The sequence below is a fragment of the Shewanella sp. SP2S2-4 genome, assembly GCF_031932025.1.
GTDB classification, from domain to species: Bacteria; Pseudomonadota; Gammaproteobacteria; order Enterobacterales; family Shewanellaceae; genus Shewanella; species Shewanella baltica.
Window position 1 is genome coordinate 53,318 of record NZ_JAUOER010000017.1, and the last position, 26,731, is coordinate 80,048.

Here is a 26,731-nt window from a genome sequence, read left to right on the forward strand (position 1 = left end):
TAGGAATGCATATGACTTCAAGTGTTTGGCAAGAACGCCGTCATGGTGAAGATAAACAACGGCGTAACGATCACCGCAGCCCTTACCAAAGAGACAGGGCGCGTATTCTCCACTCGGCCGCCTTTCGCCGCCTGCAGGCCAAGACCCAAGTGCTCGGCGTTGGCATGAATGACTTCTATCGCACTCGATTAACCCACTCACTCGAAGTCTCGCAAATTGGCACTGGCATAGCCGCCCAGCTAAGACGTAAATATCCACAGCATAAGCAGCTGCTTTGCTCTATGAGCTTATTAGAATCACTGTGTTTGGCCCACGATATTGGTCATCCTCCCTTCGGCCACGGCGGTGAAGTCGCATTGAATTACATGATGCGCGACCACGGCGGCTTTGAAGGCAATGGCCAAACTTTTCGAATTCTCTCTAAGCTTGAGCCCTACACGTTAGATTTCGGGATGAACTTGTGTCGGCGTACCATGCTCGGGATTTTGAAATACCCCGCGCCGCACTCGAAGCTATTTGTCGCGGGTGAACATAATGAAATCACCAACCATAGACAGCTCAAACCGTCACAATGGCCGCCGGTTAAGGGCATTTTCGACGATGATAACGACATTTTCGCTTGGGTGCTTGAGCCGTTATCTGAGGCAGACCGCAGTCGTTTTACCTCGACGCAGCAAGGTTCACACCCCGCCCTGCACCACTATCCACATCTGCGCACTCAGTTTAAATCCTTCGATTGCTCGATAATGGAACTGGCAGATGATATCGCCTATGCAGTGCACGATCTCGAAGATGCGATTGTGATGGGCATAGTCACGGCATCGCAGTGGCATCAAGATGTGGCGCCAACACTCACAAACAGCGGCGATGCGTGGATACGACAAGAACTTGCCGATATTGGCAACAAGCTGTTCTCCCATGAGCATCACCTGCGTAAAGATGCCATAGGCACACTCGTTAATGGCTTTGTCACCGCGATTGTTATCTCGGAAGATAATGTATTCCAAGAACCATTATTGCGCTTTAATGCGACCTTAGAGCCCGAATTTGCCATTGCGCTCAATGTGCTCAAGCAACTGGTTTATAAATACGTTATTCGTAAACCTGAGATCCAAATGCTTGAATATAAAGGCCAGCAGATTGTGATGGGCTTATTCGAAGCCTTCGCTTCCGATCCTGAGCGTTTACTGCCACTGAACACCCAAGAGCGCTGGCGTGAAAGTGAGCAACATGGCTTAAACAGTCACAGAGTGTTGGCGGACTATATTTCAGGGATGACAGATGAGTTCGCGGGGCGACTGTATCAACAGCTATTTAGCCCCAAAGCGGGTTCGAATGTGGAACTGAGTAAGGAAATGTAGCCAAGCAGACATTGCGCTGCCCGACATGCTATAAAGCCAGACCGTTTGTAAATGTGCGAATTTCTATAAAAGCTAAACTTTCTTTAGCGCCCGCTGTCACAGACATTCTTTATCAAAGGCGAAAGATGAAAGACAAAAAACCACCTTGCGGTGGTTTTTATTTTGTCACTATTTCAAGCTCGATTTATAAAGCGCCGATGGCGTCTTTACAAAGTTGAGTGATACGATCCCAATCGCCGTGTTCCATTGCATCCGTTGGCGCAATCCAGCTGCCGCCAATACAATCGACGTTCTTCAGCGCTAAATAATCTTTATAACTGCTTGGCGTAATGCCACCTGTTGGGCAGAAGCGAATATCCGCAAGCGGTCCCGAGAAGGCTTTCAGTGCATCCACACCACCCGAGGCTTCGGCTGGGAAAAATTTAAAGTGGGTGTAACCAAGCGCCATCCCCGTCATCACTTCTGAAATGCTCGCAACGCCTGGGATCAATGGTACAGGACCATGCATACCGGCTTTGAGCAGTTCAACCGTCGCGCCTGGGGTAATAATAAACTGCGCACCAGCGGCAATCGCAAGATCAAGCTGAGCTTCGTTTAAGATAGTACCCGCGCCCACTAAGGCCTCTGGCACTTCTTTGGCGATTTTAGTGATAGCTTCGAGTGCGCAAGGTGTACGCAAAGTCACTTCTAACACGCTAATGCCGCCGGCAACCAGTGCTCGCGCTAATGGCACCGCATGTTCAATCTTGTTAATCACCATAACAGGAACAATAGGGCTGCGTTTAAAAATATCTTGTGGCTGTAGTGACCAGTTATTCTCAAGCATTGCGTTATTCTTCCTTTGTATTAATAAAGTTCATCGATGGCATTAGTACAACGCGCACCAGTTTCAGGACTGCTTAGATTGGAACGTAGCGCACTAAATAACTCGCGGCCCATGCCATAACGTGAGCGATGTAAATCGACTATTCCGGCGGTTCTGGTGGCAAGTTCTGCTTCAGAGACGAGCAGGCTCAGTTCGCCTGTTAACGCATCGACACGGATCAAGTCGCCATCTTTGACTTTGGCAATTAAGCCGCCATCTAAGGCTTCCGGCGTCAAATGAATGGCCGCAGGGACTTTACCCGACGCGCCAGACATACGACCGTCGGTCAGCAGCGCGACTTTAAAGCCTTTGTCCTGAAGCGTACCCAATAATGGGGTTAACTTGTGCAGTTCTGGCATACCGTTGGCTTTCGGACCTTGGCCTTTTACCACAACCACACAATCTCTATCCAGAGCACCGGCTTGGAACAAGGCATCGAGTTTGTTTTGATCGTCAATCACCACAGCGGGCGCTTCAACGACACGATGTTGTTCTTGTACCGCTGATACTTTGATCACAGCGCGGCCCAAGTTACCTTTCAATAATTTCAAACCACCATTGCCTTGGAAAGGCGATGCGACTGAAGTTAACACTTCAGTATCTAAACTTGTCGTTGGACCATCGACCCAGCGCAATTCACCGTCGAGCAGTTTTGGCTCTTGGGTATAACGGCGTAAACCAAAGCCCGCAACGGTATTCACATCTTCATGCAATAGACCCGCATCAAGTAATTCTTTGATTAAGTACGCCATTCCGCCTGCTGCGTGGAAATGGTTGATATCGGCGTGACCGTTTGGATACACGCGCGCCACTAATGGCACGGCATCGGATAATTCAGAAAAATCATCCCAGTTCACGATAATACCGGCAGCTCTAGCCGCGGCGACGATGTGCATAGTCAAGTTAGTAGAACCGCCGGTAGCCAAAAGTGCCACAATGCCGTTCACCACAGACTTTTCGCTGACCACTTCACCGATTGGGGTATATTGGGTACCCATTTCGGTTAAACGACACACTTGCTTAGCCGCCATCTTGTTTAAGGCTTCACGCAGTGGATCATCAGGATTTACAAATGACGAGCCAGGTAACTGCAGACCCATCACTTCAAGCATCAGCTGATTCGAGTTTGCAGTGCCGTAGAAGGTACAAGTTCCCGCACTGTGGTAAGACTGGGCTTCTGCTTCAAGCAGCTGCGCGCGATCCACTTTACCTTGGGCAAATTGCTGACGAATACGGGCTTTTTCTTTGTTCGGGATACCTGATTTCATCGGCCCAGCAGGCACGAATAACATCGGTAAGTGACCAAAGCTTAAGGCGCCGATAAGCAAACCAGGAACGATTTTATCGCAAATGCCGAGCAATAAAGCACCGTCAAACATGTTGTGAGACAAGCCCACAGCCGTTGCCATAGCAATCACTTCACGACTCAGTAAGCTCAATTCCATACCGGGTTGACCTTGAGTCACACCGTCACACATGGCCGGAACACCGCCCGCCACTTGTGCAACACTGCCGACTTCCTGACAGGCTTTTTTAAGCAATTCAGGATAGCTTTCATAGGGTTGGTGCGCAGATAACATGTCGTTAAATGCCGTCACTATGCCGATGTTCGCCTTATTCAATTGACGCAATGCATTTTTGTCGTCTGGATTACAGGCGGCAAAACCATGGGCTAAGTTGCCACAGCTCAATGAGCTACGGTGTACACCATGGTTACGGGCATCATTCAATGCGGCGAGATAACCTTCACGTGACGCTTTGCTACGGGCAATAATTCTGTCGGTAACAGCTTGAACTACTGAGTGCATTTTGACTCCTTAAGCGCTCCAGAACACATCAACGGGCGTTTTACGCTGCGCTAATACGGCTCTGATAGGCATAGCATGGACATCATCACTTTCTAACGCTTGACGATATACGGATAATTTCTGTTCCCCGACCAAGTGCAGATAAATTTGTCTGCTGTTCAGAATCGCACTCTTAGAGAGCGTTATTCTGCCGTGGGGCGCTGTGGTGGGGTTAGTCGCCACGCACAGGGCTTGGGTTGTGAGCGCATTTTCAAGCTCAGCGCTACAGGGAAACCAAGAACAAGTATGACCATCGTTACCCATGCCTAATACCACCACATCAAAAGGACGCGGGAAATTAGACAAAGACTCGGCGGCCATATCGGCGCCCGCTTCTGCGGTCGAAAACATGTTTTTTAAACCGCGGAATTTGGCATTCGACGCGCGGTTTTGTAATAAATGTTCACGCACTAGACGTTCATTAGAAGCATCGGCGTCGGCTTCAACCCAGCGCTCATCGGCGAGAGTGATATAAACATCACTCCAATCGATGGACTTCATGCTCAATAGTTGAAATAACTTAAGCGGCGTCGAACCACCGGAAACCACTAGGCTCGCTTTTCCGCGGGCATCGACGGCTTCCTGTAACTGGCTCGCAATCTTGCTGGCCAGTTGCTGTTCTAACGCACTTGGCGTATCGAAAGATTTGAATACGGTTTCTTTAATCATCAAAGTCTCCTACTCATCCCACGAACGGCCATCTTTGGTGATCAAAGCAACTGACGCAACTGGACCCCAAGTACCCGCAGGATAAGGTTTTGGTTTTTCGTTGCTTTGTTCCCACGATTGGATAATGCCATCCACCCAAGTCCATGCCTGCTCGACTTCGTCGCGGCGCACGAACAGCGCTTGATTACCGAGCATTGCTTCGAGTAATAGACGCTCGTAGGCATCGGCGATACGTTCATTTTTGAAGGTATCGGAGAAGCTCAAATCGAGTTTAGTGGTTTGTAGACGTTGTTTTTGCTCCAAACCTGGCACTTTGTTCATCATCTGGATTTCAACCCCTTCATGGGGCTGCAGACGAATAGTCAGCTTGTTAGGTGGCAGATTACGGTAGCTTGAGCGATACAAGTTATGCGGTGGGTTTTTGAAATACACCACAATTTCAGAGCTCTTAAACGGCATACGTTTACCGCTGCGTAAATAGAAAGGCACGCCCGCCCAACGCCAGTTGTCGATATCCACACGAATCGCCACGAAGGTTTCTGTGTGTGATTGAAGGTTAGCGCCTTCCTCTTCTAAATAACCCGGTACTGGGCTGCCCTTTAAGAAGCCTGCGCTGTACTGACCGCGTACGGTATTTTCATACACATTGTCAGAATTAATCGGACGCAGTGATTTAAGCACTTTGACTTTTTCATCACGAATGCTGTCAGCGTCTAAGTTGACCGGTGGATCCATAGCAACCAGCGTTAACACTTGTAGCAAATGGTTTTGGATCATGTCGCGCATCTGACCCGCTTTGTCGAAGTAACCCCAACGGCCTTCGATACCCACTTCTTCTGCTACCGTAATTTGGACGTGGTCAATCGTACGGTTGTCCCACTTAGAGGCAAATAAAGAGTTGGCAAAACGCAGGGCAATCAAGTTCTGTACGGTTTCTTTACCTAAGTAATGGTCGATACGGTAAACCTGACGTTCTTTGAAGTAAGCGGAAACTTGATCGTTGATAACGCGAGAAGAGTCTAAATCTGAACCGATTGGCTTTTCGAGTACCACGCGTGAATCTGGGTGAATAAGATCTTGCTCGTGCAAACAACGGCAAATGTCACCGAATATCGCAGGTGGCGTAGCAAAGTAACTCACCATGACACGCTCTTCTGGTTTGAGCAGTTCATGGAAGGCACTGTAGCCCGCTGAATCGGTAAAGTTAGTGCCTATATAGTGACAGCGGGACAGGAAACGTTGGAGAGTCTCTTCGCACAAAGGCTCTTTAACGAAGGTGTTTAAGGCAAGCGTGACTAATTCGATAAACTCTTCTTGAGTAAACTCATCTTTCGCGACACCGATCACTTTCGTATCTTTATCGAGAAGTTCAGCTTTATCTAGCTGGTATAAAGAAGGTAACAACTTGCGTCGTGCCAAATCGCCTTTAGTACCAAAGAGTACGAAGTCACAAGCTTTGGCGCCTGATGTTGTTTTGCCCATTGCGTTACGATCTCCTTTGTATGTCGTGTCCCTTCATGTCGATGAAGAAATCCACACTTTTGTTGTAATATAACAACAGAATTTGTTAAATGCATCTATTTTTATAAATATTAACATTCTTGCTAACTAGGCACTTGCAGCATAAATCTGATATGCTTTTTGTGCTTAAATTACTGAAGCTAGTAAAGTCTTATTTCAAAATTGTACTGAAAAGTTACTACAAAGAGTCTCTTTGTGGGCCGCCGGCCTTGATCTGTCACCCACAAAACTAAAAAAATAAAATTACATTCTCAATTTAGCGGACATACGCGTATGAATACCCTAGAAAAGGTTCAAAAAAGCCTCACCCATTTTAGTAAATCAGAACGCAAAGTTGCAGAGGTGATCTTAGCATCACCACAGACAGCTATACATTCTAGCATCGCCACACTGGCTAAGATGGCAGATGTCAGTGAACCTACTGTGAATCGTTTCTGTCGCCGCTTAGATACTAAAGGCTTCCCTGATTTTAAGTTACATCTAGCGCAAAGTCTCGCTAACGGTACTCCTTATGTGAGCCGCCATGTTGAAGAAGATGACTCACCAGAATCTTACACGACAAAAATCTTCGAATCTTCAATGGCTTCGCTTGATACCGCACGTCAAAGTTTAGATATTTCAGCCATAAACAAAGCGGTTGATATACTCACTCAAGCTAAGACTATTTCCTTTTTTGGCTTAGGAGCCTCCGCTTCTGTTGCCCATGACGCACAAAATAAATTTTTCCGCTTTAATGTGCCAGTCATCTGTTTTGACGATGTTCTAATGCAACGCATGAGCTGCATAAACAGCAATGAAGGCGATGTTGTCGTGTTGATATCCCACACTGGCCGTACTAAGTCATTGATTGAGATAGCGCGTTTAGCAAGAGAAAACGGTGCAGCTGTAATTGGTATTACTGCCCGCAACTCACCTTTATCGATGGAATGTACACTACCAGTGACAATGGAAGTGCCAGAAGATACCGACATGTATTTGCCTATGGCCTCGCGTTTAGCCCAATTAGTCACTATAGATGTATTGGCAACGGGTTTTACCTTACGTCGAGGTCCACGTTTCCGCGATAATTTGAAACGCGTAAAAGAAGTGTTAAAAGAGTCTCGCATCAATAAAGATCCGATACTGTAACTCACTTCCTTTTCTAAAAATGGCTAGCGTTGATCCATTACCTAGCCATTTATCGTGCAAATATCAGCGATACCTCACAAATTTCATACATAACTTTAGATCATTTTGATTGTAACTTTACTACATAATCTGGAATTGCATGGTAATATAGGCCCAAGATTTTTTTAACTTTAACGGAGTATCCTTATGTTCCGCAGAACCAAAATCGTCACCACTCTAGGTCCCGCTACCGATCGTGATGATAATCTACGCCGCATCATCGCGGCAGGTGCAAACGTTGTACGTCTTAATTTCTCCCACGGTTCCCCTGAAGATCACTTAAAACGAGCGACTCAAGCGCGTGAAATCGCTAAAGAGTTGGGCGTTCATGTGGCTATTCTGGGTGACTTACAAGGCCCTAAAATCCGTGTTTCTACTTTCAAGGACAATAAGAAAGTACAACTGGTATTGGGTCAAGCCTATGTACTTGATGCCGAGTTAGCCAAAGGTGAAGGCGACGAGACCCAAGTGGGTATCGATTACAAGCAATTGCCAGACGATGTGACTGTTGGTGATATCCTGATGTTAGATGATGGCCGTGTTCAATTACGCGTTGAGCGTGTTGAAGGCCGTAAAGTGCATACCACAGTGACTGTGGCAGGCCCTTTATCTAACAACAAAGGTATTAACAAGCAAGGCGGTGGACTTTCTGCTGCTGCGCTAACCGAAAAAGACAAGGCTGACATTTTGACTGCGGCAATGATCCAAGTGGATTATTTAGCCGTGTCTTTCCCGCGCAGTGGTGCTGATTTAGATTACGCCCGTGATCTTGCCCGTCAAGCCGGTTGCAATGCCTTGATCGTGGCTAAAGTTGAACGCGCTGAAGCCGTTGCGACCGATGCGGCTATGGACGATGTGATCTTAGCATCTGACGTGGTTATGGTTGCTCGTGGTGACTTAGGTGTTGAAATTGGTGATGCTGCGCTCGTTGCGGTGCAGAAGAAATTAATCGCCCGTTCACGCCAGCTGAATAAAGTCGTCATCACGGCCACTCAGATGATGGAATCGATGATTTCAAGCCCTATGCCAACCCGCGCCGAAGTAATGGACGTGGCAAACGCTGTGCTTGATGGTACCGATGCTGTGATGTTATCTGCTGAAACCGCTGCCGGTGACTTCCCAGAAGAAACCGTTAAGGCAATGGCAAACGTGTGTGTTGGCGCAGAATCTCACCCAAGTGTGATTGTGTCTAAGCATAGATTAGATGTGCGTTTCACTTCAGTTGAAGAAACCATTGCACTCTCGACTATGTATGCAGCAAACCACCTTGAAGGCGTTAAGGCTATTATTGCTTTGACTGAATCAGGTGCGACACCACAGCTAATGTCTCGCATCAGTTCTTCACTGCCGATCTTAGGTTTATCACGTCACGCGACAACGCTGGCTAAAATGGCCTTGTACCGCGGCGTGTTACCAATCTACTTCGATTCAACTATCCACCCAGCCGATGAGCTAGCGCAAAAAGCGTTAGAAGCATTAACAGCGGCAGGTTATTTGAATAGCGGTGATATGGTACTGATGACCAAAGGCGATGCAATGGAAACGATTGGCGGCACTAACACCTGTAAAGTGTTAATCGTTGCTTAAGCAGCTTCTAACGACTCAAGCCTGTTAGAAAAAGCCAATTAAAAAAACCACCTCATGAAGGTGGTTTTTTTATATTGACTGTTTTCTGTAAGTGCAGATTTCTATTAATGCTGATTTATCGGCTCTCATTGCTGAGGGGAATGTAAGCGGCCCAAGTGGTGTAATCATCGAACTTAACACCGCTTAGACCAGACCGTACTAACATTAAACGCTGACATTAAACACTAACATCAAACACTAGCAATCATTATAACGTCTCGAAATCATTCACATTAATTGCCGCTAAGCGCAGCTTATCAGCATGCTGCAATTTTTGCTCTTCATCGGCAGTGATAACGCCAGTCTCGAGGGCTTTTGCAAACAAGACGAGATTAGGCACTTTGGCTGGCAATTCACCGGCACGCTGCGCTTTCTTCAGCTTTTTATAGATATCTTTACAGGCATATTGCGCAACAAACGCTTGCTCAACTTCAGCAATACCGCCTTTATCTCCTTCAAATTCAGGACATAAGAAGGTAATACGGTCACGAGCAGGGCCAGGCTTCAACATGCCGCCGACTAAATCGGTCGCCATTTTATCGCTCGGTGCATTGAAGTGATTACCCAGCGGGAAGATTAAGCCGCGCAGTAACCATGCCACAGGACGGCTCGGGAAGTTACGAATCGTGTCTTCCAGTGCTTTCGCCGCTAAGTGCAAACGATTGGCCATAACATAACGTACTGCTGGCAAATCGTCCTGTTGACGGCCATTGTCTTCAAACAACTTCAAGGTTGCAGAGCCTAAATACAGCTGGCTGAGCACATCGCCCATACGCGCCGACAACATTTCTTTGCGTTTTAAATCGCCGCCCATGATCAGCATAGATAAATCTGTCATTAAGGCTAACGCTGACGAAATACGCGACATATCTTTATAGTACTGCTTAGTTTCACCGCTCACTGGCGCACTGCCAAAACGGCTACCGCTTAACGCGCTAAACAGAGCACTGAACGCATTGCGTGTGGCATAACCCATGTGGCCCATTAATAGCGCATCAAAACGCTCTAAGGCTTCATGTTGGTTTTCCATCGCAGCGGCTTCCATTTCGGCAAGCACGTAAGGATGGCAGCGAGTCGCACCTTGACCAAAAATCATCAAGGAGCGGGTTAGAATGTTCGCACCTTCGACAGTGATCGAAATTGGATTCGACATATAAGGGTGGCCTAGATAGTTTTTAGGTCCTAATTGAATGCCCTTACCCGATTGAATATCCATGGCATCGTTCATCACTGAACGGCCTAACTCAGTCATGTGGAACTTAGCAATCGCAGTCACAACCGAAGGTTTCACTTTAAGATCGATACCCGTAGTCGTTAACCGACGCGCAGCTTCCAACTGATAAGTGTTGGCAATAATACGTGCCAGCGCTTCTTGCACACCTTCAAACTGGCCAATAGCCATACCAAACTGATGACGCACATAGCTGTAAGCCGTTGTCGTCTTCGTCGCCATGTGACCAGAAGCCGTTGCCAGTGCAGGCAATGAAATACCGCGGCCCGCCGACAAACACTCAACCAGCATACGCCAGCCTTTACCAGCAAATTCAGGGCCACCGATAATCCAATCCAGCGGGATAAACACTTCTTTACCTTGGGTGGTACCGTTCATAAACGCCATACCTAGCGGATTATGACGACGACCAATAACTACTCCAGGATGATCCGTTGGGATCAGCGCACAGGTAATGCCTAAGTTTTTCTTATCGCCAAGCAGACCTTCAGGATCGCGCATTTGGAAGGCTAACCCCAGAACCGTCGCCACAGGCGCCAGCGTGATATAACGCTTATCCCAAGTGAGTTTTAGCCCGAGCATCTCTTCGCCATTGAAGGTATCACGGCACACAATACCCACATCCGGAATAGCGCCAGCATCACTGCCCGCTTCTGGGCCGGTTAATGCAAAACAAGGAATTTCATCGCCTTTAGCTAAAGCAGGTAACCAACGTTCTTTCTGCTCACTCGTACCATAATGGGTCAACAACTCACCAGGGCCTAAAGAGTTCGGTACCATTACTGTAACAGCAGCGCTTACGCTGCGGCTGGCTAATTTGCTGACAATGGTAGAGTTAGCATAGGCAGAGAAAGCTTTACCACCGAATTTCTTCGGAATGATCAGGGCAAAGAAACCTTCTTTCTTGAAGTATTCCCACAACTCTGGTGGTAAATCTTTACGGTTATGCACTATGTCGAAATCATCGATCATCGTCAGTGCTGTCATCACTTGATTATCGATAAAGTCTTTTTCTTCAGCGGTCAGCGTCGGTTTGCCGTAGCTGTGCAAGGTATTCCAGTTAGGATTTCCGCGGAACAACTCCCCTTCCCACCAGACATCACCGGCTTCCATCGCTTCGCGCTCGGTATCTGAAAGTGGCGGTAAGACCTTCTTGAAAAAACTAAAAACTGGGCGGGTAATAAACTGCATCCGGATATTTTTCACCGCAAACAACACGACAATGGCTATCAGGGCAAGAATTATAATCGTCAACATTATCAAGACCTTTTAATTAAGAAGAAACGGGGACTGATACGCCAGCCGCCATGTATGGGATCACTTTACGGATAACGGCTTCGATGTCGTTATGCTCACCAAACTCAGCAGCAGCGATATCGTTTAGGGCATCGGCGGACGCCATAGTGAATACGATAGTGCCTAAGGTAAAGTGTAAACGCCAAAACATTTCAGCGGGTGGAATATGTGGCGCACTAGCCGATACAGCTTTAACAAATGCATCCAAATGTTGGCCATAATGGGTCGTGATAAACCAACGTAAATGCCCTTGGCTTTCGATATAACCGCGTCCTAAAAGCTGCAGGAAGATCGTGGTGCCTTCTGTACGTAGCGCGTTTAAATCCAATAAAGGATCGACCAGCGAAGACAAAATTTCTTCGAGTGTTGCTTGTGCTGGCGCGGTATTTAAGCGATTAATTTGGTTTGAAGCCGCAGGCATAAACACGTCTAAATAACGCGCTAATACTGCACGGATCAGCTCTTTTTTAGAACCAAAGTGATAATTGACCGATGCTAAATTCACCTCAGCCTTACTGGTGATGAGTCGCAACGAGGTCTCAGAAAAGCCCCGTTCAGCGAACAGTTTTTCTGCGGCATCAAGTATTCTAGTTTTTGTATCGGATCGACTTGCCATTCCGTGACCTTGAATTAATTTAAAACACTCGTTTAAATTAAACATTGGCACCACGGATGTCAAACTAAAATTGGACAAATTCGCCGCTTTCTAGCCTGCATTCAAGCCGTATATGGAACATCTGCGAAATAAGTGTAACTAACAAGCCCATTAACCCTTGTGCAATACACCTTAGCTTTAGGTAAACTGTGTAACACAAAAACAACAAGGACAAGTAGACATGGTTATTTCATTGAATCGTCGCAGTAAAATCGCCCTCACAGTCGCCTTAGCGCTGGGATTAACGGCCTGTAATGATGCACAAAGTAAAACAGACAAGCCTGCTAGCACTGAAGCGGCGGTCATCAATGCCACGCCTAATAAAGTACAAGCGATTGCTTTTATTAACGATGCTGAAGCCAAAATGGCGGAATTATCGATTGAATCTAATCGCGCCGAGTGGATTTACAGCAACTTTATTACCGATGACACTGCTGCCCTCTCTGCCGCAGTCGGTGAAAAGGTCAGCGCAGCGTCAGTAAAATTTGCAACAGAGGCGACTAAGTACGCCAATGTGGACCTCGATCCCGTTAATGCTCGCAAACTCAATATATTGCTCAGCGCGTTAGTGTTACCCACCCCGCTCGACCCTGCGAAAAATGCCGAGCTTGCACAAATAAGCTCAGAGTTAAATGGCTTATACGGCAAAGGAAAATACTGTTTTGCCGACGGTAAGTGTATGACCCAGCCTGAGCTATCGAGTTTAATGGCCGAATCACGTGATCCCGTTGCATTACTGGAAGTGTGGAAAGGCTGGCGTGAAATCGCCAAACCTATGCGCCCCTTGTTTCAACGTGAAGTGGAACTGGCCAATGAAGGCGCGAAGGATCTCGGTTATGCAAACCTGTCTGAGCTATGGCGCAGTCAATATGATATGAAACCCGATGATTTTTCACAGGAACTTGACCGTCTTTGGGGCCAAGTCAAACCCCTTTATGAGTCATTGCACTGCTACGTACGCGGTGAACTCAATAAAGAATACGGCGATAGCGTCGCACCGACCACAGGACCTATCCCTGCACATTTACTCGGTAATATGTGGGCCCAGCAATGGGGCAATGTGTATGACTTAGTCGCCCCTGACAATGCCGACCCAGGTTATGATGTCACTGAGTTACTGGCAAAAAATGGCTATGACGAGCATAAAATGGTGAAACAAGCCGAAGGCTTCTTCACGTCGCTAGGATTTGCGCCATTGCCTGAGAGTTTTTGGGCTCGTTCACTGTTTGTTCAGCCAAAGGATCGTGATGTGGTTTGCCACGCCTCGGCATGGGATCTCGATAATCTCGACGATATTCGCATAAAAATGTGTATCCAAAAGACCGCCGAAGACTTTAGCGTGATCCACCACGAACTTGGGCATAACTTCTATCAACGCGCTTATAAGCAGCAACCATTCCTGTTTAAAAACAGCGCCAACGACGGTTTCCATGAAGCGATTGGTGACACGATTGCGCTGTCGATCACCCCAAGCTACTTAAAACAGATCGGTTTACTTGAAGAAGTGCCTGATGCCTCTAAGGATATTGGGCTTTTACTGAAGCAAGCTTTAGATAAAATCGCCTTCCTGCCCTTTGGTTTGATGATAGATCAGTGGCGCTGGAAAGTGTTTAGCGGCGAAATCACACCAGCGCAATATAACCAAGCTTGGTGGGATCTCAGGGAGAAATACCAAGGCGTAAAAGCACCAGTTGAACGTAGTGAAGCAGATTTTGATCCGGGCGCGAAATACCATGTGCCAGGTAATGTGCCATACACCCGTTACTTCCTCGCGCATATTCTGCAATTTCAGTTCCATCAAGCCCTGTGTGAAACTGCGGGCGATAAAGGACCGGTACACAGATGCAGTATTTATGGCAATCAAGCCGCGGGAGAGAAACTTAATAAGATGCTCGAGTTAGGCTTAAGCAAGCCATGGCCAGAGGCATTGAAAGAAGTCACCGGCAAAGAAGCTATGGATGCCAAAGCTGTGCTCGATTACTTTGCGCCACTTAAAACATGGTTAGATGAGCAAAATACCGCTGCTAATCGCCAATGCGGTTGGTAATTATGAGTTAAACCATCGCCAAGTTGTATAAAACAAAATGCCCAACGAGATTGGGCATTTTTATTCCTGCTTGTTATTCAATACTTTTTATCAAATACTGGGCCTGTTTTGGTCTAACGCCAGCCCATGCCTTTACGATTGGCTTCACGGTTTTCAAGCTTGAGCTGTTCAGACTTAGTTAACATCACATACAGCGCCCCAGTGCCGCCCTGCTCAGTTTTCGCCGAATGATAGGCCAGCACCATATCCAGTTGTGATAACCAACAACACACAGCGGATTTGAGTAATCCCGCAAAGGGTTGACTCTGATAACCTTTACCGTGGATCAACATCACACACCGCTCACCGTGCGCCTGCGCTGCCAGTAGATAGTTGAGTACAGCCTCGCGAGCTTGATTAAGTCGATAGGCATGCACATCAAGCTCCATCTTGATACTGTATTGCCCCATGCGTAACCGCTTGAAAACGCCGCCTTGTACCCCTTCACGTTTAAAGCTGACAATGTCATCTGGCGCTTGCTGTGGAAACGCTTTTAAATCCAGCGGCATACACGCTAAATAAGCTTCCCTTTGTAAGGCATCACGTCTGTGGATTTGTTCCGCCGTTAACGCTTTGGGCGCGAAACTCACCGCAGGCATCTCGCCTTTTAGTGGTACAACTCCGGCCATTTCCTCAAAAAACAGTGCTGATTCATCATCCAGCATGGCAAGCTCCTTTACTTCACACTCTTGTACAGAAACACACTTTGTAAACATTCAAGGCTTTAGTTCAGCGGGCGGCTCCATTATAGTGACGCCATGATTGCCAGATTAGAATAAAGTAATGAAATTTTTGCCGCTAGTCCTGATATGCCTATTGTCGCTGCCAAGCTTAGCCAATCCAGCTAAAACGCATACAAAATCCACAGATGATCAATTGATCAATGCTAATTATCCTTTATTTATTAGCGCTTTTAATCAATTATCCCCTGAAGTGACCCGTGAAATTTATGCCGATGACGCTAGCTACTTATCTGAGAGTCAAAGTAAAGAGATTTACTATGGACGAGATAATATCGTTGCGATTTACAAGAAATTTTTCGATAAAATCCGCGCTAAGAAAGCCAATATCGACGTGGATTTCCGCATTACTAAACGTAAAATTATCGGCAATGGTGCCATAGATACTGGCTATTATTTAGTTCGATTTTATCCCGCACAAGAAACGGGCGAACCTGTGAGTGAATTTGCAGGCAAATTTGCCATTGGTACAGAAAAAGTCTCAGCGACTCAGTGGAAAGTAAGTTTAGACACCAATAATCGTGCAGAACCTAGCTATTATCTGAATGCGAAACCTGTGCCTAACTTGTATTATGGCCGCCAGTTCCCGCCTTTGCCTGTCGGTAAAAAATTACCCTAAGTTTTGTACTGACGCTAATTGGCGCATTCAGATTCCAGCCTAATGCGTTAGAATAAAAGCCTAATTTATTAAATAAATCGATATCGCAAAGAATACATGACGACAACTGAACAACACTGCCCCTGTGGCAGTGGCAAACGCTATCAAGATTGCTGCTCTCCACTGCATATTCATCTGGATTGTGGGCAAGTCGTTGCGCGCACGCCCGAGCAACTCATGCGCTCACGCTACTGCGCATTTGTGTTGAAAAATTTTGATTATATATTAAAGACACATCACCCCGAGTATCTAAACGGTCTCACCCTAGCGAGTCTTAATACTGGCCCTCACCCACACTGGTTAGGACTAGAAGTACTCAGCAGCAGTGAAACACCCTCCCACAGCACTCAAGCGAGTCAAGCCGAAGATGAACCAAGACATGGCACAGTGACATTTAAGGCTTGGTACACACTCGAAGGTGAACTAGATGCAATCTATGAACGTTCGGAATTCATCTATCAAACGGGTCGCTGGTATTACAGCCAAGGCCAGCAAATGACGGCGAAGTTACCCGGCAGAAATGATGCTTGCGTTTGCCATAGCGGTAAAAAATTCAAACAATGCTGCTTAAAATCCCTCTGATTTAACAAGTACACCAGTCTAGTGGGTCAAGACCGAAGGGCTTTTGGCCGACAAAATAAATTGTGCAAACTCAGGCTCCCGCAATGCGGGGCTATAGAGATAGCCCTGCGCCTGATGGCAAAAACTCTTCGCTAAAAAGGCTTCTTGTTCAAGGGTTTCAACCCCTTCTGCCGTCAAAGAGATATTCAAGGCACTCGCCATGGCGATAATGGCTGAGACAATTTCGCGGCTTTCGCGGCTCACAGTCAGATCTGAAATAAACGACCGATCAATCTTAAGTTTACTGATCGGGAACTGCTTCAAATAACGCATTGAGCTATAACCCGTGCCAAAATCGTCAATCGCAAGTCCTACGCCTAATTCAGCCAATTCTTGGCATAATAAGGTCGCATGGCGAATGTCGCCCATCAACTCAGTCTCAGTGATCTCTAAAATTAACGTCTTAGGTTTCAATCGATAGCGAGTTAATAGCTGCCAGACCTGCTCGAATAAATTGCCACTGAAAAACTGACGGGCCGACACATTCACGTGCATTGTCATGTCCACGTTATGGTGTTGCCATAGGTTCAACTGGCGACATGCAGCCTCTAACACCCAGCTACCAATGGAATTAATCATCCCCGACTGCTCGGCAATGTCGATAAAAGATGCGGGAAATAACACACCTCTTTTAGGATGATGCCAACGGATTAAAGCTTCAGCACCAATATAGGTATTCTGCTCTAAATCCCTCAGTGGCTGATAATAAAGCTCAAACTGACGGCCACGAATGGCACTGTGTAAATCGCGCTCTATCTGTGCATCTTCTTTAAATGCGCTCAACAAAGTACTGTTAAACACTTGGATTGCAGTGCCTTTTTTCTTTTTAGCATACTGAACAGCAATATCGGCACAGGTTAACGGTGCAAACAAACTCGCCACCGAGGCGATATCAACCACAGCTAAGGCAGGCTTAGGCTCCACTTGCTCGCGACCGATTAAGATAGGCATAGCCAGATGCTGATACAGGCGCGTACTGAAATAGTCGAGATCGTATACCGCGTTATCATCGGTCAACAATACGGCAAATTCATCGCTGCCGACGCGGGCAATTTCGGTGGCTTTATTGATTTCGGAGAAATGTTTCAAACGGCGGGCAATTTCTATCAACAAGCTATCGCCATTCTCATGACCATAGGTATCGTTAAACCGCTTAAATCCTACTAAATCAACTAATAACAACAAACCTTTATTGGTACGTTCAAGCACTCGATTAAAGTGGGTGCGGTTATGTAGCCCCGTTAATCCACAGCGCCATGCGAGGCGTTCAAGCTCTGACTTGTAGTTGTGCTCATCGGTATTTTCTTCACACGAGACCAAGGCATAATGATTGCCGCGATCAGTAACGAATTGACTCAAGACGTATGTCAGCCAATAGCGGCTGCCATCGGCACGACTAAACTGCACTTCGCCTTTGGCAATCTCGCCCCTAAATATCTGCGCTAGGGTTTGCTCGGCTAATTGGGCATGCTGCTTAAAAAAAGCCAATTCACGGATATTTGCGCCGATTATCTGCTCACGGGGCATGCCAGTGATTTTACTGTGTGCCTGATTCACATACTCGACTTTTTCAGTATGCAAATTAATGAGCATACTGATCTGCCGTGATTGCTCCGTCGCGCAGCGAAATAGGCTCAAACTTTCTTCTTTGTCGTAGCTGTGTTTTGTCGCTAAGGTCAGGGCTAATTGATCGGCCATCTGGCACGACAGGTGGATTTCGCTGTCGTGCCAATGGGGAGTGAATTGCGCCCGCTCGATGCAGAGCACACCTTCGAGACGACCATTAATGCGAATGGCGATGTCGAGAGTTGAATTGATGTGCCGCGGGATAAAGTAGCACTCTGCCAATTCACTTAAACGGGGATCGGTCAGGGCATTGCCGGCATCGATATGGCGCAGGGTTTTAAGCTCGTGCACATAACGGGGACAAGCTTGTAATAGTTTAGGCCTATGAATGTCTTGCAACATCATAGAACCAAATTGTGCAACGAGTGTTTGGGTTTGTTGATCAGCTGAAAACGTCCACACTGACACCAAAGAAACCGCTAAATTCTGGCACAACAACTCTGTGGCTAACTCTGCTGTCTTGGTGAAATCGCCCTGCTGTTTTGCAGTTGACTGAACCAAAGACTCCAATAAATGCTGATGCTGACGTCGTTTCACGCTGATTCCCTACAAAACTTCGTGTTGGGCTAAAGGTCTTTGCTACGCGCAAAAGTACCTTGAAATGTGCAATTAAGCTGATTGAATTATTCTTATTTGGAGGCAGATTACACTATCTATTGTAAGTGCAGCAACATGTGGCACAATTTATTACAATTCAGTTAACAACTGCAGCATTTTTAGACAGTTAAAACGATTAAGCTCGAATTCTATCCGCTAAAATCTATCCACTAAAAGTGCTGCACAAAAACTTATAAACCGTTTTCCAATTGGAAAATCATTTTCTCGGCGCTCACACCAAAGGTCAGCAGTAAATCGATACCCGCCGCCGTGGTCACAAACTCAGTTTGTACTTCAGCAAATCGAGCTTGGGCGCGGCTCGCCATACTTTCGGCATCTGTTTGCGCGCTATCGCCAACAAAATTTAACGTCAATAAGGTATCGTGTTCATCAATGACGGCGCCGATATCGACAAAACTGCCACAATCGGTGCAAGTATCATTCACTGCCGGATTCTGTGCTTCTATTATGCCTTTCATCTGTATTCCTTATTTATAAAGCGACTGATTAACGGCATCACTAAACTATGCCGCTAATTTATTTGCGCGGTAAGTGGGTAACTCGATAGGTTAATCAGAATTATAGGTAATTAAGCCTCAAGATAACTGGCTTTAGCTCACGCTTATTTACTGAAATGGCGCAGATTGACGCTATTGGTATTGTAGAGGACTTGCTGGAAATGGGTAACTAGGCGGAAGCGAGCAGAGGCACGAGATTACGTTGGATTGCCAATTGATCGGCAAAATGCATGATTTCAACCTTAGGCGCGCTGAGTTGGCCCCGCTGCCTGAGCTGGGTGACATGATCACAGTTACTCAGGGCCTCGGCCATTGCAACGCTCTCACCGCCTCGGATCACTAAGGCTTCCGGTCGTAGTGCCTGCTGTAATTGAAATGCCCGCGGACCTTGCGCCATAAAAATACTGCTGTTATCGACTACAGGTTCGGCTGAGGATAAATCCGCCATTAAGCTTTGCTGTGGTGGTAATTCGAACTGACGCTGTAATTTTTGCGCCATATCGAGATCTTTTTGCCATTGAAATTGCGCCATGTCCCGTGCGTCAACCGACAGTAACGACAGCAACAGGGCGAATTCGCCCCGTCTGTCGTTTTCTATCGCCGCATTTAAGCGGGTGCCAATTTGGGCTTCGTTGACTAAAGGAACATCAATTTGCATAAAAAAACATCGTCAAAACAATTCGTTGTTAGTTAATCGACCATTTGATGCATAACTTTAGGAAAATTTTTAAATTGGGTATTTACATGCAAAAGGTTTCTGACTACTATGGCGGCCGCAATTGAGGAGGGGTTCCCGAGTGGCCAAAGGGATCAGACTGTAAATCTGACGGCTCAGCCTTCGAAGGTTCGAATCCTTCTCCCTCCACCATTTGCACTGTAAGTTTATGAGTGTTGTTCGAAAATGATGTAGAGTTTTACAAAAGCGTTAAAGGTATTCGTGGAGGGGTTCCCGAGTGGCCAAAGGGATCAGACTGTAAATCTGACGGCTCAGCCTTCGAAGGTTCGAATCCTTCTCCCTCCACCATCTTTATCTCTAACGCAGATAATCATTTTCAAATACCAAACATGGCCAATGTTTGGTTCAGTTTTAAAAGTAAAGAAAGTTTGTGGAGGGGTTCCCGAGTGGCCAAAGGGATCAGACTGTAAATCTGACGGCTCAGCCTTCGAAGGTTCGAATCCTTCTCCCTCCACCATTTCTTTCATTATCTATATCCCTCTTGTTCAACTTCCGTTTTTTCTATTCCAGTTTTAACTTCATTAGCTTCGTCTATTCATTTTTGTTCTGATTACATTCCTTGTATTTAACTGCACTTCTGTTTGAAGTCATCTTTTTAGTTCGCGATATTTGTCTTTAACATCAATCACGCCTAGCTCTACTTCAAGCTAATGATCCCAAACGAGTAACGCCAAGCAGATCCAATAAAACCGCTTTACCCGTCCCTGTGATATGCTCTAAAAATGATCCCTTTCGAAGTGACTATGATGATATCTAACACAATTCAACCGCCAGTTGACTCACACAGCGCTCACAGACTCTGCCCAACGTGGGAAGCCCATGCGATAGGCAAGATTGAAGCGGATTTTCAGCGCAGCGCCGATACCCATTTGATTAAGCTTGAATTACCTATGCTCGATGGCATAGATATTTATCTTAAAGATGAAAGTACCCACCCGACAGGCAGCTTAAAGCATCGCCTCGCCCGCTCACTCTTCCTCTATGCCCTGTGTAACGGCTGGATTAAACAAGGCACGCCGATTATCGAATCCTCATCGGGCAGCACGGCGATTTCTGAAGCCTATTTTGCCCGCTTACTCGGTTTACCTTTTATTGCCGTGATGCCTAAAAGTACGGCTAAAAAGAAGATTGAACAGATCACTTTCTATGGCGGCCAATGTCATTTTGTCGATCATTCCAGTAAGATTTACGCCGAATCGGCACGCCTCGCCGCAGAGCTTGGCGGCCATTATATGGATCAATTCACCTACGCCGAGCGCGCGACCGACTGGCGCGGTAATAACAATATTGCCAATTCGATTTTCAATCAGATGGAGCGCGAGCCACATACTATCCCGCGTTGGATAGTGATGAGTCCGGGCACAGGCGGCACATCGGCGACCATAGGCCGTTACATTCGCTATCAAAGGTTGGCGACCCAGCTTTGCGTGGTCGATCCGCAAAACTCGGTGTTTTTTGATTTTTATCAGAGCGGCGATGCCAGTTTAACCTGTTGCAATGGCAGTAAGATTGAAGGCATAGGTCGACCAAGAGTCGAGCCATCGTTTATTCCTGGCGTTGTCGATACTATGCTGCAAATCCCCGACGCCGCATCGGTTGCGACGATTCATTGGTTAGAACAATTGATTGGCCGTAAAACCGGCGCATCGACGGGTACCAATCTGTACGGCGCATTACAACTTGCCGTACAAATGCAAGCGCGTGGAGAACAAGGCTCAATCGTCACCTTAATTTGCGATTCGGGTGAGCGTTACCTCGATACCTATTACGATGCTGATTGGATTGCGGCGAATATTGGCGATATTGCGCCCTATCAGCGTCAACTTGCAGCATTTAATCATTTCGGCCAGTTAAGTGAGCTTGATTAACCGACTAAATTGAATCACTTACCTTCAGTCGATGGCTTTAAAGTCCACAGCTAAACGTCAGCCATAAAAAACGCCCCACAATTGTGAGGCGTTTTTTATCGTTTATAGATTAACTGAAGGGCATTAATCAATATTCAAATACTTATGGGTTTGGATCGAAAGACGCCAATTACGGGCAATACACACCTTCATCGCCAGTTCAGTCGCTCTGGGCTTTTGGCTAATCGGCTGCAGGCAAATCGTTTTCGCTGAAATATCGATGTCTTGTAGCAATTCATCCAATTCAGCAATGTGATTTTCAGTGGCGATAGGATGCTTGATCTCATTGGCACGGTTCAGCGCCTGCGCTAATACCTTATAGCCCCCTTTCATGTTCACCTTGGGCGATACCGTCACCCAAGTGTCATCGGCACAATTGATGTCGAAGGTGCCGCTGGTTTCGATTTGGGTCGCAAAGCCTTGGCTGTGCAAGGTTTCAGTTAATTCGCGTAAATCGTACATACAAGGCTCGCCGCCAGTGATAACTATATGGCGCGCAGTAAAACCTTTAGCATCAAAAGCAGCAATAAGACTTTGCGCGCTATGGTTTGCCCAGCGACCAATGGTGCCATCCACGCTAATCACTTGCTCTGGCGAGACCTTATTGGCTTCAAGCACATCCCATGTCTGTTTCGTATCGCACCAAGCACATCCCACGGGACAACCTTGCAGGCGGACAAATATGGCGGGCACTCCGGTAAAGACACCTTCACCTTGAATGGTTTCAAATACTTCGTTGACTGGGTAGTTCATGCTGGCGTTCCACTTTTCTGGGGCGGCATTTATAGTGGATTTTAGCTTGAGCTGCAAGTTTTTGCGCCGAGAAAGCCTATTTGATCTAGATCGCCAGAGTTTGCAACGCCTATGGCCTGAGTTACACTAACGGCCTATTTATGCGTGTTCTACGGTTAAGTGAAATCTTTTATGTCAACGAGCTTAGTGTCAAAACCCTTAGCGTCCAAAGCAGTGGTAGTATTCAGTGGCGGACAAGATTCGACAACCTGTCTTATCCAAGCCCTAACCCAGTACGATGAAGTACACGGGATCACCTTTGACTATGGTCAACGTCACCGCGAAGAAATTGAAGTCGCCAAATCCTTAGCAAAACGCTTGAAGATCACTAGCCATAAAGTCATGGATGTCACCTTACTCAATGAGTTAGCGATATCGGCGCTTACCCGTGATGCGATTCCCGTTTCACACGAGTTAATGGAAAATGGCCTGCCGAATACTTTTGTCCCAGGGCGTAATATTCTGTTTTTAACGCTTGCGGGGATTTATGCCTATCAATTAGGCGCGGAGGCGATTATCACCGGCGTATGTGAAACCGATTTTTCTGGTTACCCAGATTGCCGCAACGATTTTGTTAAAGCGATGGAATCAGCCTTAGTTCAAGGCATGGATAAACAACTGAAGATCATCACGCCTTTGATGTGGCTCAATAAGGCACAAACCTGGGCGCTGGCTGATAAATACCAGCAACTCGATCTGGTTCGCCACCATACCCTCACTTGCTACAACGGCGTGATTGGTGATGGTTGTGGCGATTGCCCTGCCTGTCATCTTCGTAAACGGGGTCTGGACGATTATCTACAGGATAAAACCGCAGTCATGGCTTCACTCGACGCTAACGAGCCTAAGGCATGACACGCAGTCCCTATTGGGTTGCGCTTATAGTGAGTTTGATATGTGCGGGTTTGTATGTCGCAGGCTTAGCCAGTCCCGCTGTCGACAACCTGCTCGCCTATCGCCGCAGTGCCATTGCTGATGGCGAATGGTGGCGCTTAATCAGCGGTAATTTATTACACACCAATCAGTGGCACCTGTTGATGAACCTTGCAGGTCTGTGGGTTGTGCTGTTTTTGCATCATTTCCACTACCATCTCAAAGGCTTAAGCGCGCTATTTCTTGTGTTATGTCTACTAGAAGGTATAGGTTTATATTTGGGCTATCCGCAATTACTCGGTTATGTCGGCTTAAGCGGTATGTTGCATGGCTTATTCGCCTACGGCGCGGTGCAGGATATCGTCCGCAAGCTGCGCTCGGGCTATCTGCTACTCGTTGGCGTGTTCATCAAGGTCGTCCACGAGCAGCTTTACGGCGCCAGCAATGATATCACCGCCATGATAGGTGCGCGCGTGGCAACCGAAGCGCATTTGGTCGGTTTAATCTGTGGGCTGATTTGCGCTTTAGTGGTGTTCATCACGTTGAAGTTTCGCCCCGTAAAAGTCGCCGCTTAATTCACCAGCACAGATTAAAAAGCCGTCACAGCATAATTGCTGGACGGCTTTTTTTGATCTTGAGTGCCGAGGTCAATCTAGGCCTTGATCAACAGATCCCGCAGATGTTTAACTTCATCACGCATCGCCGCCGCTTGTTCAAACTCTAAGTTGCGCGCATGTTCGTGCATCTTCTTCTCAAGCTTATCGATTTGATGGCTCAACTCAGTCGCATTGGCCTTATGGTAATGGGACTTAGGTTCAGCCACTTTGCCATACACAGCTTTACTGTCGCGGCCATCATCCACATCCATCACATCGGTGATCCGTTTAACCACGCCCTTAGGTGTTATGCCGTGCTTTAAGTTGTGCGCGCGTTGGCGTTCACGACGGCGGTCAGTTTCACCAATGGCCTTCGCCATCGAATTGGTAATGCGATCAGCATAGAGAATGACTTTGCCATTAACGTTACGCGCGGCGCGGCCAATGGTTTGGATCAGCGAGCGTTCTGAGCGCAGGAAGCCCTCTTTATCCGCATCTAAAATACACACCAGTGACACTTCTGGCATGTCTAAGCCTTCACGCAATAGGTTGATCCCAACCAACACATCAAACTTGCCTAAACGCAGATCGCGGATGATCTCCACCCGTTCGACTGTGTCTATGTCCGAGTGCAAATAACGCACTTTTACACCATGTTCGTCGAGGTATTCGGTCAAATCCTCCGACATACGCTTGGTCAGCGTCGTCACTAACACCCGCTCGTTAACAGCGACGCGCTTGGCGATCTCGGACAATAAATCGTCCACTTGAGTCCCGACAGGACGCACTTCTAATTCAGGATCGAGTAAACCCGTTGGCCGTACGACCTGCTCGGCAATCTCACCTTCGCTTTTTTCCAGCTCGTAGACACTCGGTGTCGCCGACACATAAATGGTTTGCGGCATCAATTGCTCAAACTCTTCAAACTTGAGCGGTCGGTTATCTAAGGCTGATGGTAAGCGGAAACCGTATTCCACCAGTGTGGTTTTACGGGAACGATCACCTTTGTACATGGCGCCGATTTGCGGCACAGTCACATGGGATTCGTCGATAATTAATAGACCGTCAGCGGGCAAATAGTCGAGTAAGGTTGGCGGCCCTTCCCCCGGTGCGCGACCAGATAAATAGCGCGAGTAGTTTTCGATGCCAGAGCAGTAACCTAACTCCACCATCATTTCCACATCGTATTGCACTCGCTCATGGATACGCTGGGCTTCAATTAACTTGTTGTTATCGAGTAGAAATTGCTTACGGTCGCGCAGCTCTTCTTTAATGAACTCAGTGGCGGCAATGATTTTTTCCCGCGGCGTCACATAGTGAGTCTTAGGGTAAACCGTTGTACGGGCGATGCGCTTAATGATATGGCCGGTTAACGGATCAAACTCGCTTAAACGCTCAATCTCATCGTCGAACAATTCAACGCGAATAGCATTACGCTCAGAATCGGCAGGGAAAACATCAATCACTTCACCACGCACGCGATAGGTGCCGCGCTGTAGCTCGATATCATTGCGTTTATACTGCAATTCACTGAGACGAATTAAGATATCACGCTGCCCCATCACATCGCCTTGGCGTAGGTGCAGCAACATTTTTAAATAGGAGTCGGGATCGCCCAAACCATAAATGGCCGACACAGAAGCGATGAGCACCACATCTTTACGCTCTAGTAGCGCCTTCGTCGCCGACAGGCGCATTTGCTCTATATGGGCATTAACCGACGCATCTTTCTCGATAAAGGTATTCGATGCAGGCACATAGGCTTCTGGCTGATAGTAATCGTAGTAAGAGACAAAATACTCAACCGCATTATGGGGAAAGAACTCTTTCATCTCGCCATAAAGCTGCGCCGCCAAGGTTTTATTGGGCGCCATGATAATCGTGGGGCGACCTAATTTTTGGATCACATTGGCAATCGTGAAGGTTTTACCTGAGCCGGTCACCCCGAGTAAGGTTTGGCAAGCTAAACCCGCTTCGAGTCCATCGACTAATTTGGCTATCGCTGTAGGTTGGTCGCCTGCGGGGGCGAATTGCGATTCAAGCTGAAAAACAGATTCTGACACGCGCACATATCCTTTTAATGAGTCGCCCCATTCTAATCAAGTCACCGACTAAGCTCCACCGTTATCCTTCCTGTCGTCAATTCAATACGCAGTAACACCGCCAGATGACAATTTAGTGGAAGAAACATGAAACTTTTAAACTGAGCCATTTTCAACGGTTATTGCTCACAAAACACCCGCAAACTAAGCAAAAATGCCAATTTAATACACAAGAAATCAATTTCGTTCGATTACAAAATTGCAACCTTGTTTTCACCCTCAACAAAAACCACTTGCTTTTAATACTCAATTGATAATATTGAAGTTTATTTTTCCCATCCAAAATAGTGCATTTTAAGTCCGACGCCCATACGCCAAGGCTTTGACGACCATTTATTTGGACAACTCACAGGGTTATCCACAGATTTTGTTGATAAGTCGAAATAACCGAGAAACCACGCGGGATTGGAGGCTGTCATGCCTCCGAATAACAGCCAGTCAACATTTGGTAATTTAATTACATTTGATAAATGTTGCTACTTGTATCGATTTCACTAATTGCAATTGGCCCAGATTTTCACTGTGCAACGCGTCACTCGCTTTTAGTAACAGTTATGGCTAATTTGATAAAAGCTAAATTAAAATCAGTCACATATTGCGTGTTGAACTGGACACTTTAACTCTGACAGATAAGCAAGCAG

Annotated in this window: 21 protein-coding genes and 3 tRNA genes; 12 read left to right on the forward strand and 12 right to left on the reverse strand. The window is 46.8% G+C overall.

Annotation, left to right across the window (positions count from 1 at the left end):
- Nucleotides 1-11: 11 nt before the first annotated feature.
- A complete protein-coding gene (locus Q4Q54_RS14270) occupies nt 12-1,361 on the forward strand; it encodes an anti-phage deoxyguanosine triphosphatase (protein WP_311988768.1) in 1,350 nt (449 codons plus the stop codon).
- A 184-nt stretch (nt 1,362-1,545) separates the two neighbouring features.
- Here Q4Q54_RS14270 and Q4Q54_RS14275 read toward each other — a convergent pair whose 3' ends face one another.
- Genes Q4Q54_RS14275 through zwf form a run of 4 tightly spaced genes read right to left on the reverse strand, consistent with a single transcriptional unit; the run spans nt 1,546 to nt 6,224 of the window.
- Nucleotides 1,546-2,187, reverse strand: coding sequence for a bifunctional 4-hydroxy-2-oxoglutarate aldolase/2-dehydro-3-deoxy-phosphogluconate aldolase (locus Q4Q54_RS14275; RefSeq protein WP_006081567.1), 642 nt, complete (start codon nt 2,185-2,187; stop codon nt 1,546-1,548).
- Between the two features lie 20 nt (nt 2,188-2,207).
- Complete coding sequence (edd, locus tag Q4Q54_RS14280; protein ID WP_006081566.1) at nt 2,208-4,034, reverse strand: phosphogluconate dehydratase; 1,827 nt, start codon at nt 4,032-4,034, stop codon at nt 2,208-2,210.
- Between the two features lie 9 nt (nt 4,035-4,043).
- Nucleotides 4,044-4,742 (reverse strand): 6-phosphogluconolactonase, encoded by a 699-nt coding sequence (pgl, locus tag Q4Q54_RS14285; protein WP_006081565.1) that lies wholly within the window; start codon nt 4,740-4,742, stop codon nt 4,044-4,046.
- Nucleotides 4,743-4,751: 9 nt separating this feature from the next.
- A complete protein-coding gene (gene zwf / locus Q4Q54_RS14290; protein WP_106650437.1) occupies nt 4,752-6,224 on the reverse strand; it encodes a glucose-6-phosphate dehydrogenase in 1,473 nt (490 codons plus the stop codon).
- A 312-nt stretch (nt 6,225-6,536) separates the two neighbouring features.
- Here zwf and Q4Q54_RS14295 point away from each other — a divergent pair, with 312 nt between their 5' ends.
- Entirely contained in the window at nt 6,537-7,391 is an 855-nt protein-coding gene (locus Q4Q54_RS14295; RefSeq protein ID WP_106650436.1) for a MurR/RpiR family transcriptional regulator, read from the forward strand.
- A gap of 186 nt (nt 7,392-7,577) precedes the next feature.
- Complete coding sequence (pyk, locus tag Q4Q54_RS14300; RefSeq protein WP_105252459.1) at nt 7,578-9,017, forward strand: pyruvate kinase; 1,440 nt, start codon at nt 7,578-7,580, stop codon at nt 9,015-9,017.
- A gap of 247 nt (nt 9,018-9,264) precedes the next feature.
- Here the strand turns inward: pyk and Q4Q54_RS14305 are convergent, their stop codons facing one another.
- Together Q4Q54_RS14305 and Q4Q54_RS14310 are read right to left on the reverse strand one after the other, a co-directional pair.
- The gene (locus Q4Q54_RS14305; protein WP_220592919.1) at nt 9,265-11,544 is read right to left on the reverse strand and encodes an acyl-CoA dehydrogenase; all 2,280 of its coding nucleotides are present in this window, start codon (nt 11,542-11,544) and stop codon (nt 9,265-9,267) included.
- Between the two features lie 16 nt (nt 11,545-11,560).
- A complete protein-coding gene (locus Q4Q54_RS14310) occupies nt 11,561-12,199 on the reverse strand; it encodes a TetR/AcrR family transcriptional regulator (RefSeq protein WP_106650433.1) in 639 nt (212 codons plus the stop codon).
- Between the two features lie 220 nt (nt 12,200-12,419).
- Between Q4Q54_RS14310 and Q4Q54_RS14315 the strand changes: the two genes are divergently transcribed.
- Nucleotides 12,420-14,285, forward strand: coding sequence for a M2 family metallopeptidase (locus tag Q4Q54_RS14315; protein WP_311988769.1), 1,866 nt, complete (start codon nt 12,420-12,422; stop codon nt 14,283-14,285).
- A 113-nt stretch (nt 14,286-14,398) separates the two neighbouring features.
- Here Q4Q54_RS14315 and smrA read toward each other — a convergent pair whose 3' ends face one another.
- Entirely contained in the window at nt 14,399-14,989 is a 591-nt protein-coding gene (gene smrA, locus Q4Q54_RS14320; RefSeq protein WP_311988770.1) for a DNA endonuclease SmrA, read from the reverse strand.
- Nucleotides 14,990-15,107: 118 nt separating this feature from the next.
- On the opposite strand from smrA, the gene Q4Q54_RS14325 reads away from it, so the two are divergent.
- Both Q4Q54_RS14325 and Q4Q54_RS14330 read left to right on the forward strand, forming a co-directional pair.
- Complete coding sequence (locus Q4Q54_RS14325; RefSeq protein WP_261271612.1) at nt 15,108-15,683, forward strand: nuclear transport factor 2 family protein; 576 nt, start codon at nt 15,108-15,110, stop codon at nt 15,681-15,683.
- A 96-nt stretch (nt 15,684-15,779) separates the two neighbouring features.
- Entirely contained in the window at nt 15,780-16,304 is a 525-nt protein-coding gene (locus tag Q4Q54_RS14330) for a YchJ family protein (protein ID WP_311988771.1), read from the forward strand.
- A gap of 18 nt (nt 16,305-16,322) precedes the next feature.
- Here Q4Q54_RS14330 and Q4Q54_RS14335 read toward each other — a convergent pair whose 3' ends face one another.
- The 3 genes from Q4Q54_RS14335 to Q4Q54_RS14345 all read right to left on the reverse strand — a co-directional run bounded on the left by Q4Q54_RS14335 (nt 16,323) and on the right by Q4Q54_RS14345 (nt 19,742).
- Nucleotides 16,323-18,506, reverse strand: coding sequence for an EAL domain-containing protein (locus tag Q4Q54_RS14335; protein ID WP_311988772.1), 2,184 nt, complete (start codon nt 18,504-18,506; stop codon nt 16,323-16,325).
- A 251-nt stretch (nt 18,507-18,757) separates the two neighbouring features.
- Nucleotides 18,758-19,045, reverse strand: coding sequence for a DUF406 family protein (locus Q4Q54_RS14340; RefSeq protein WP_006081553.1), 288 nt, complete (start codon nt 19,043-19,045; stop codon nt 18,758-18,760).
- A gap of 208 nt (nt 19,046-19,253) precedes the next feature.
- Nucleotides 19,254-19,742, reverse strand: a complete 489-nt coding sequence (locus tag Q4Q54_RS14345) for a VC2046/SO_2500 family protein (protein ID WP_106650426.1) — start codon at nt 19,740-19,742, stop codon at nt 19,254-19,256.
- Between the two features lie 125 nt (nt 19,743-19,867).
- Between Q4Q54_RS14345 and Q4Q54_RS14350 the strand changes: the two genes are divergently transcribed.
- The 4 genes from Q4Q54_RS14350 to Q4Q54_RS14365 all read left to right on the forward strand — a co-directional run bounded on the left by Q4Q54_RS14350 (nt 19,868) and on the right by Q4Q54_RS14365 (nt 21,688).
- A tRNA-Tyr gene (locus Q4Q54_RS14350) sits at nt 19,868-19,952 on the forward strand.
- A 71-nt stretch (nt 19,953-20,023) separates the two neighbouring features.
- Nucleotides 20,024-20,108 (forward strand) — tRNA-Tyr (locus tag Q4Q54_RS14355).
- 84 nt (nt 20,109-20,192) lie between these two features.
- Nucleotides 20,193-20,277: transfer RNA gene (locus Q4Q54_RS14360), tRNA-Tyr, on the forward strand.
- 265 nt (nt 20,278-20,542) lie between these two features.
- Nucleotides 20,543-21,688, forward strand: coding sequence for a PLP-dependent cysteine synthase family protein (locus Q4Q54_RS14365; protein WP_311988773.1), 1,146 nt, complete (start codon nt 20,543-20,545; stop codon nt 21,686-21,688).
- Between the two features lie 123 nt (nt 21,689-21,811).
- Here the strand turns inward: Q4Q54_RS14365 and queE are convergent, their stop codons facing one another.
- A complete protein-coding gene (gene queE, locus Q4Q54_RS14370; RefSeq protein ID WP_311988774.1) occupies nt 21,812-22,480 on the reverse strand; it encodes a 7-carboxy-7-deazaguanine synthase QueE in 669 nt (222 codons plus the stop codon).
- Nucleotides 22,481-22,651: 171 nt separating this feature from the next.
- Between queE and queC the strand changes: the two genes are divergently transcribed.
- A complete protein-coding gene (gene queC, locus Q4Q54_RS14375) occupies nt 22,652-23,374 on the forward strand; it encodes a 7-cyano-7-deazaguanine synthase QueC (protein ID WP_311988775.1) in 723 nt (240 codons plus the stop codon).
- Nucleotides 23,371-23,967 (forward strand): rhombosortase, encoded by a 597-nt coding sequence (gene rrtA / locus Q4Q54_RS14380; RefSeq protein WP_311899093.1) that lies wholly within the window; start codon nt 23,371-23,373, stop codon nt 23,965-23,967. Before queC ends, rrtA begins: the two co-directional genes overlap by 4 nt.
- Nucleotides 23,968-24,044: 77 nt before the next feature.
- Here rrtA and uvrB read toward each other — a convergent pair whose 3' ends face one another.
- The gene (gene uvrB, locus Q4Q54_RS14385) at nt 24,045-26,051 is read right to left on the reverse strand and encodes an excinuclease ABC subunit UvrB (protein WP_311988776.1); all 2,007 of its coding nucleotides are present in this window, start codon (nt 26,049-26,051) and stop codon (nt 24,045-24,047) included.
- Between the last annotated feature and the right edge of the window lie 680 nt (nt 26,052-26,731).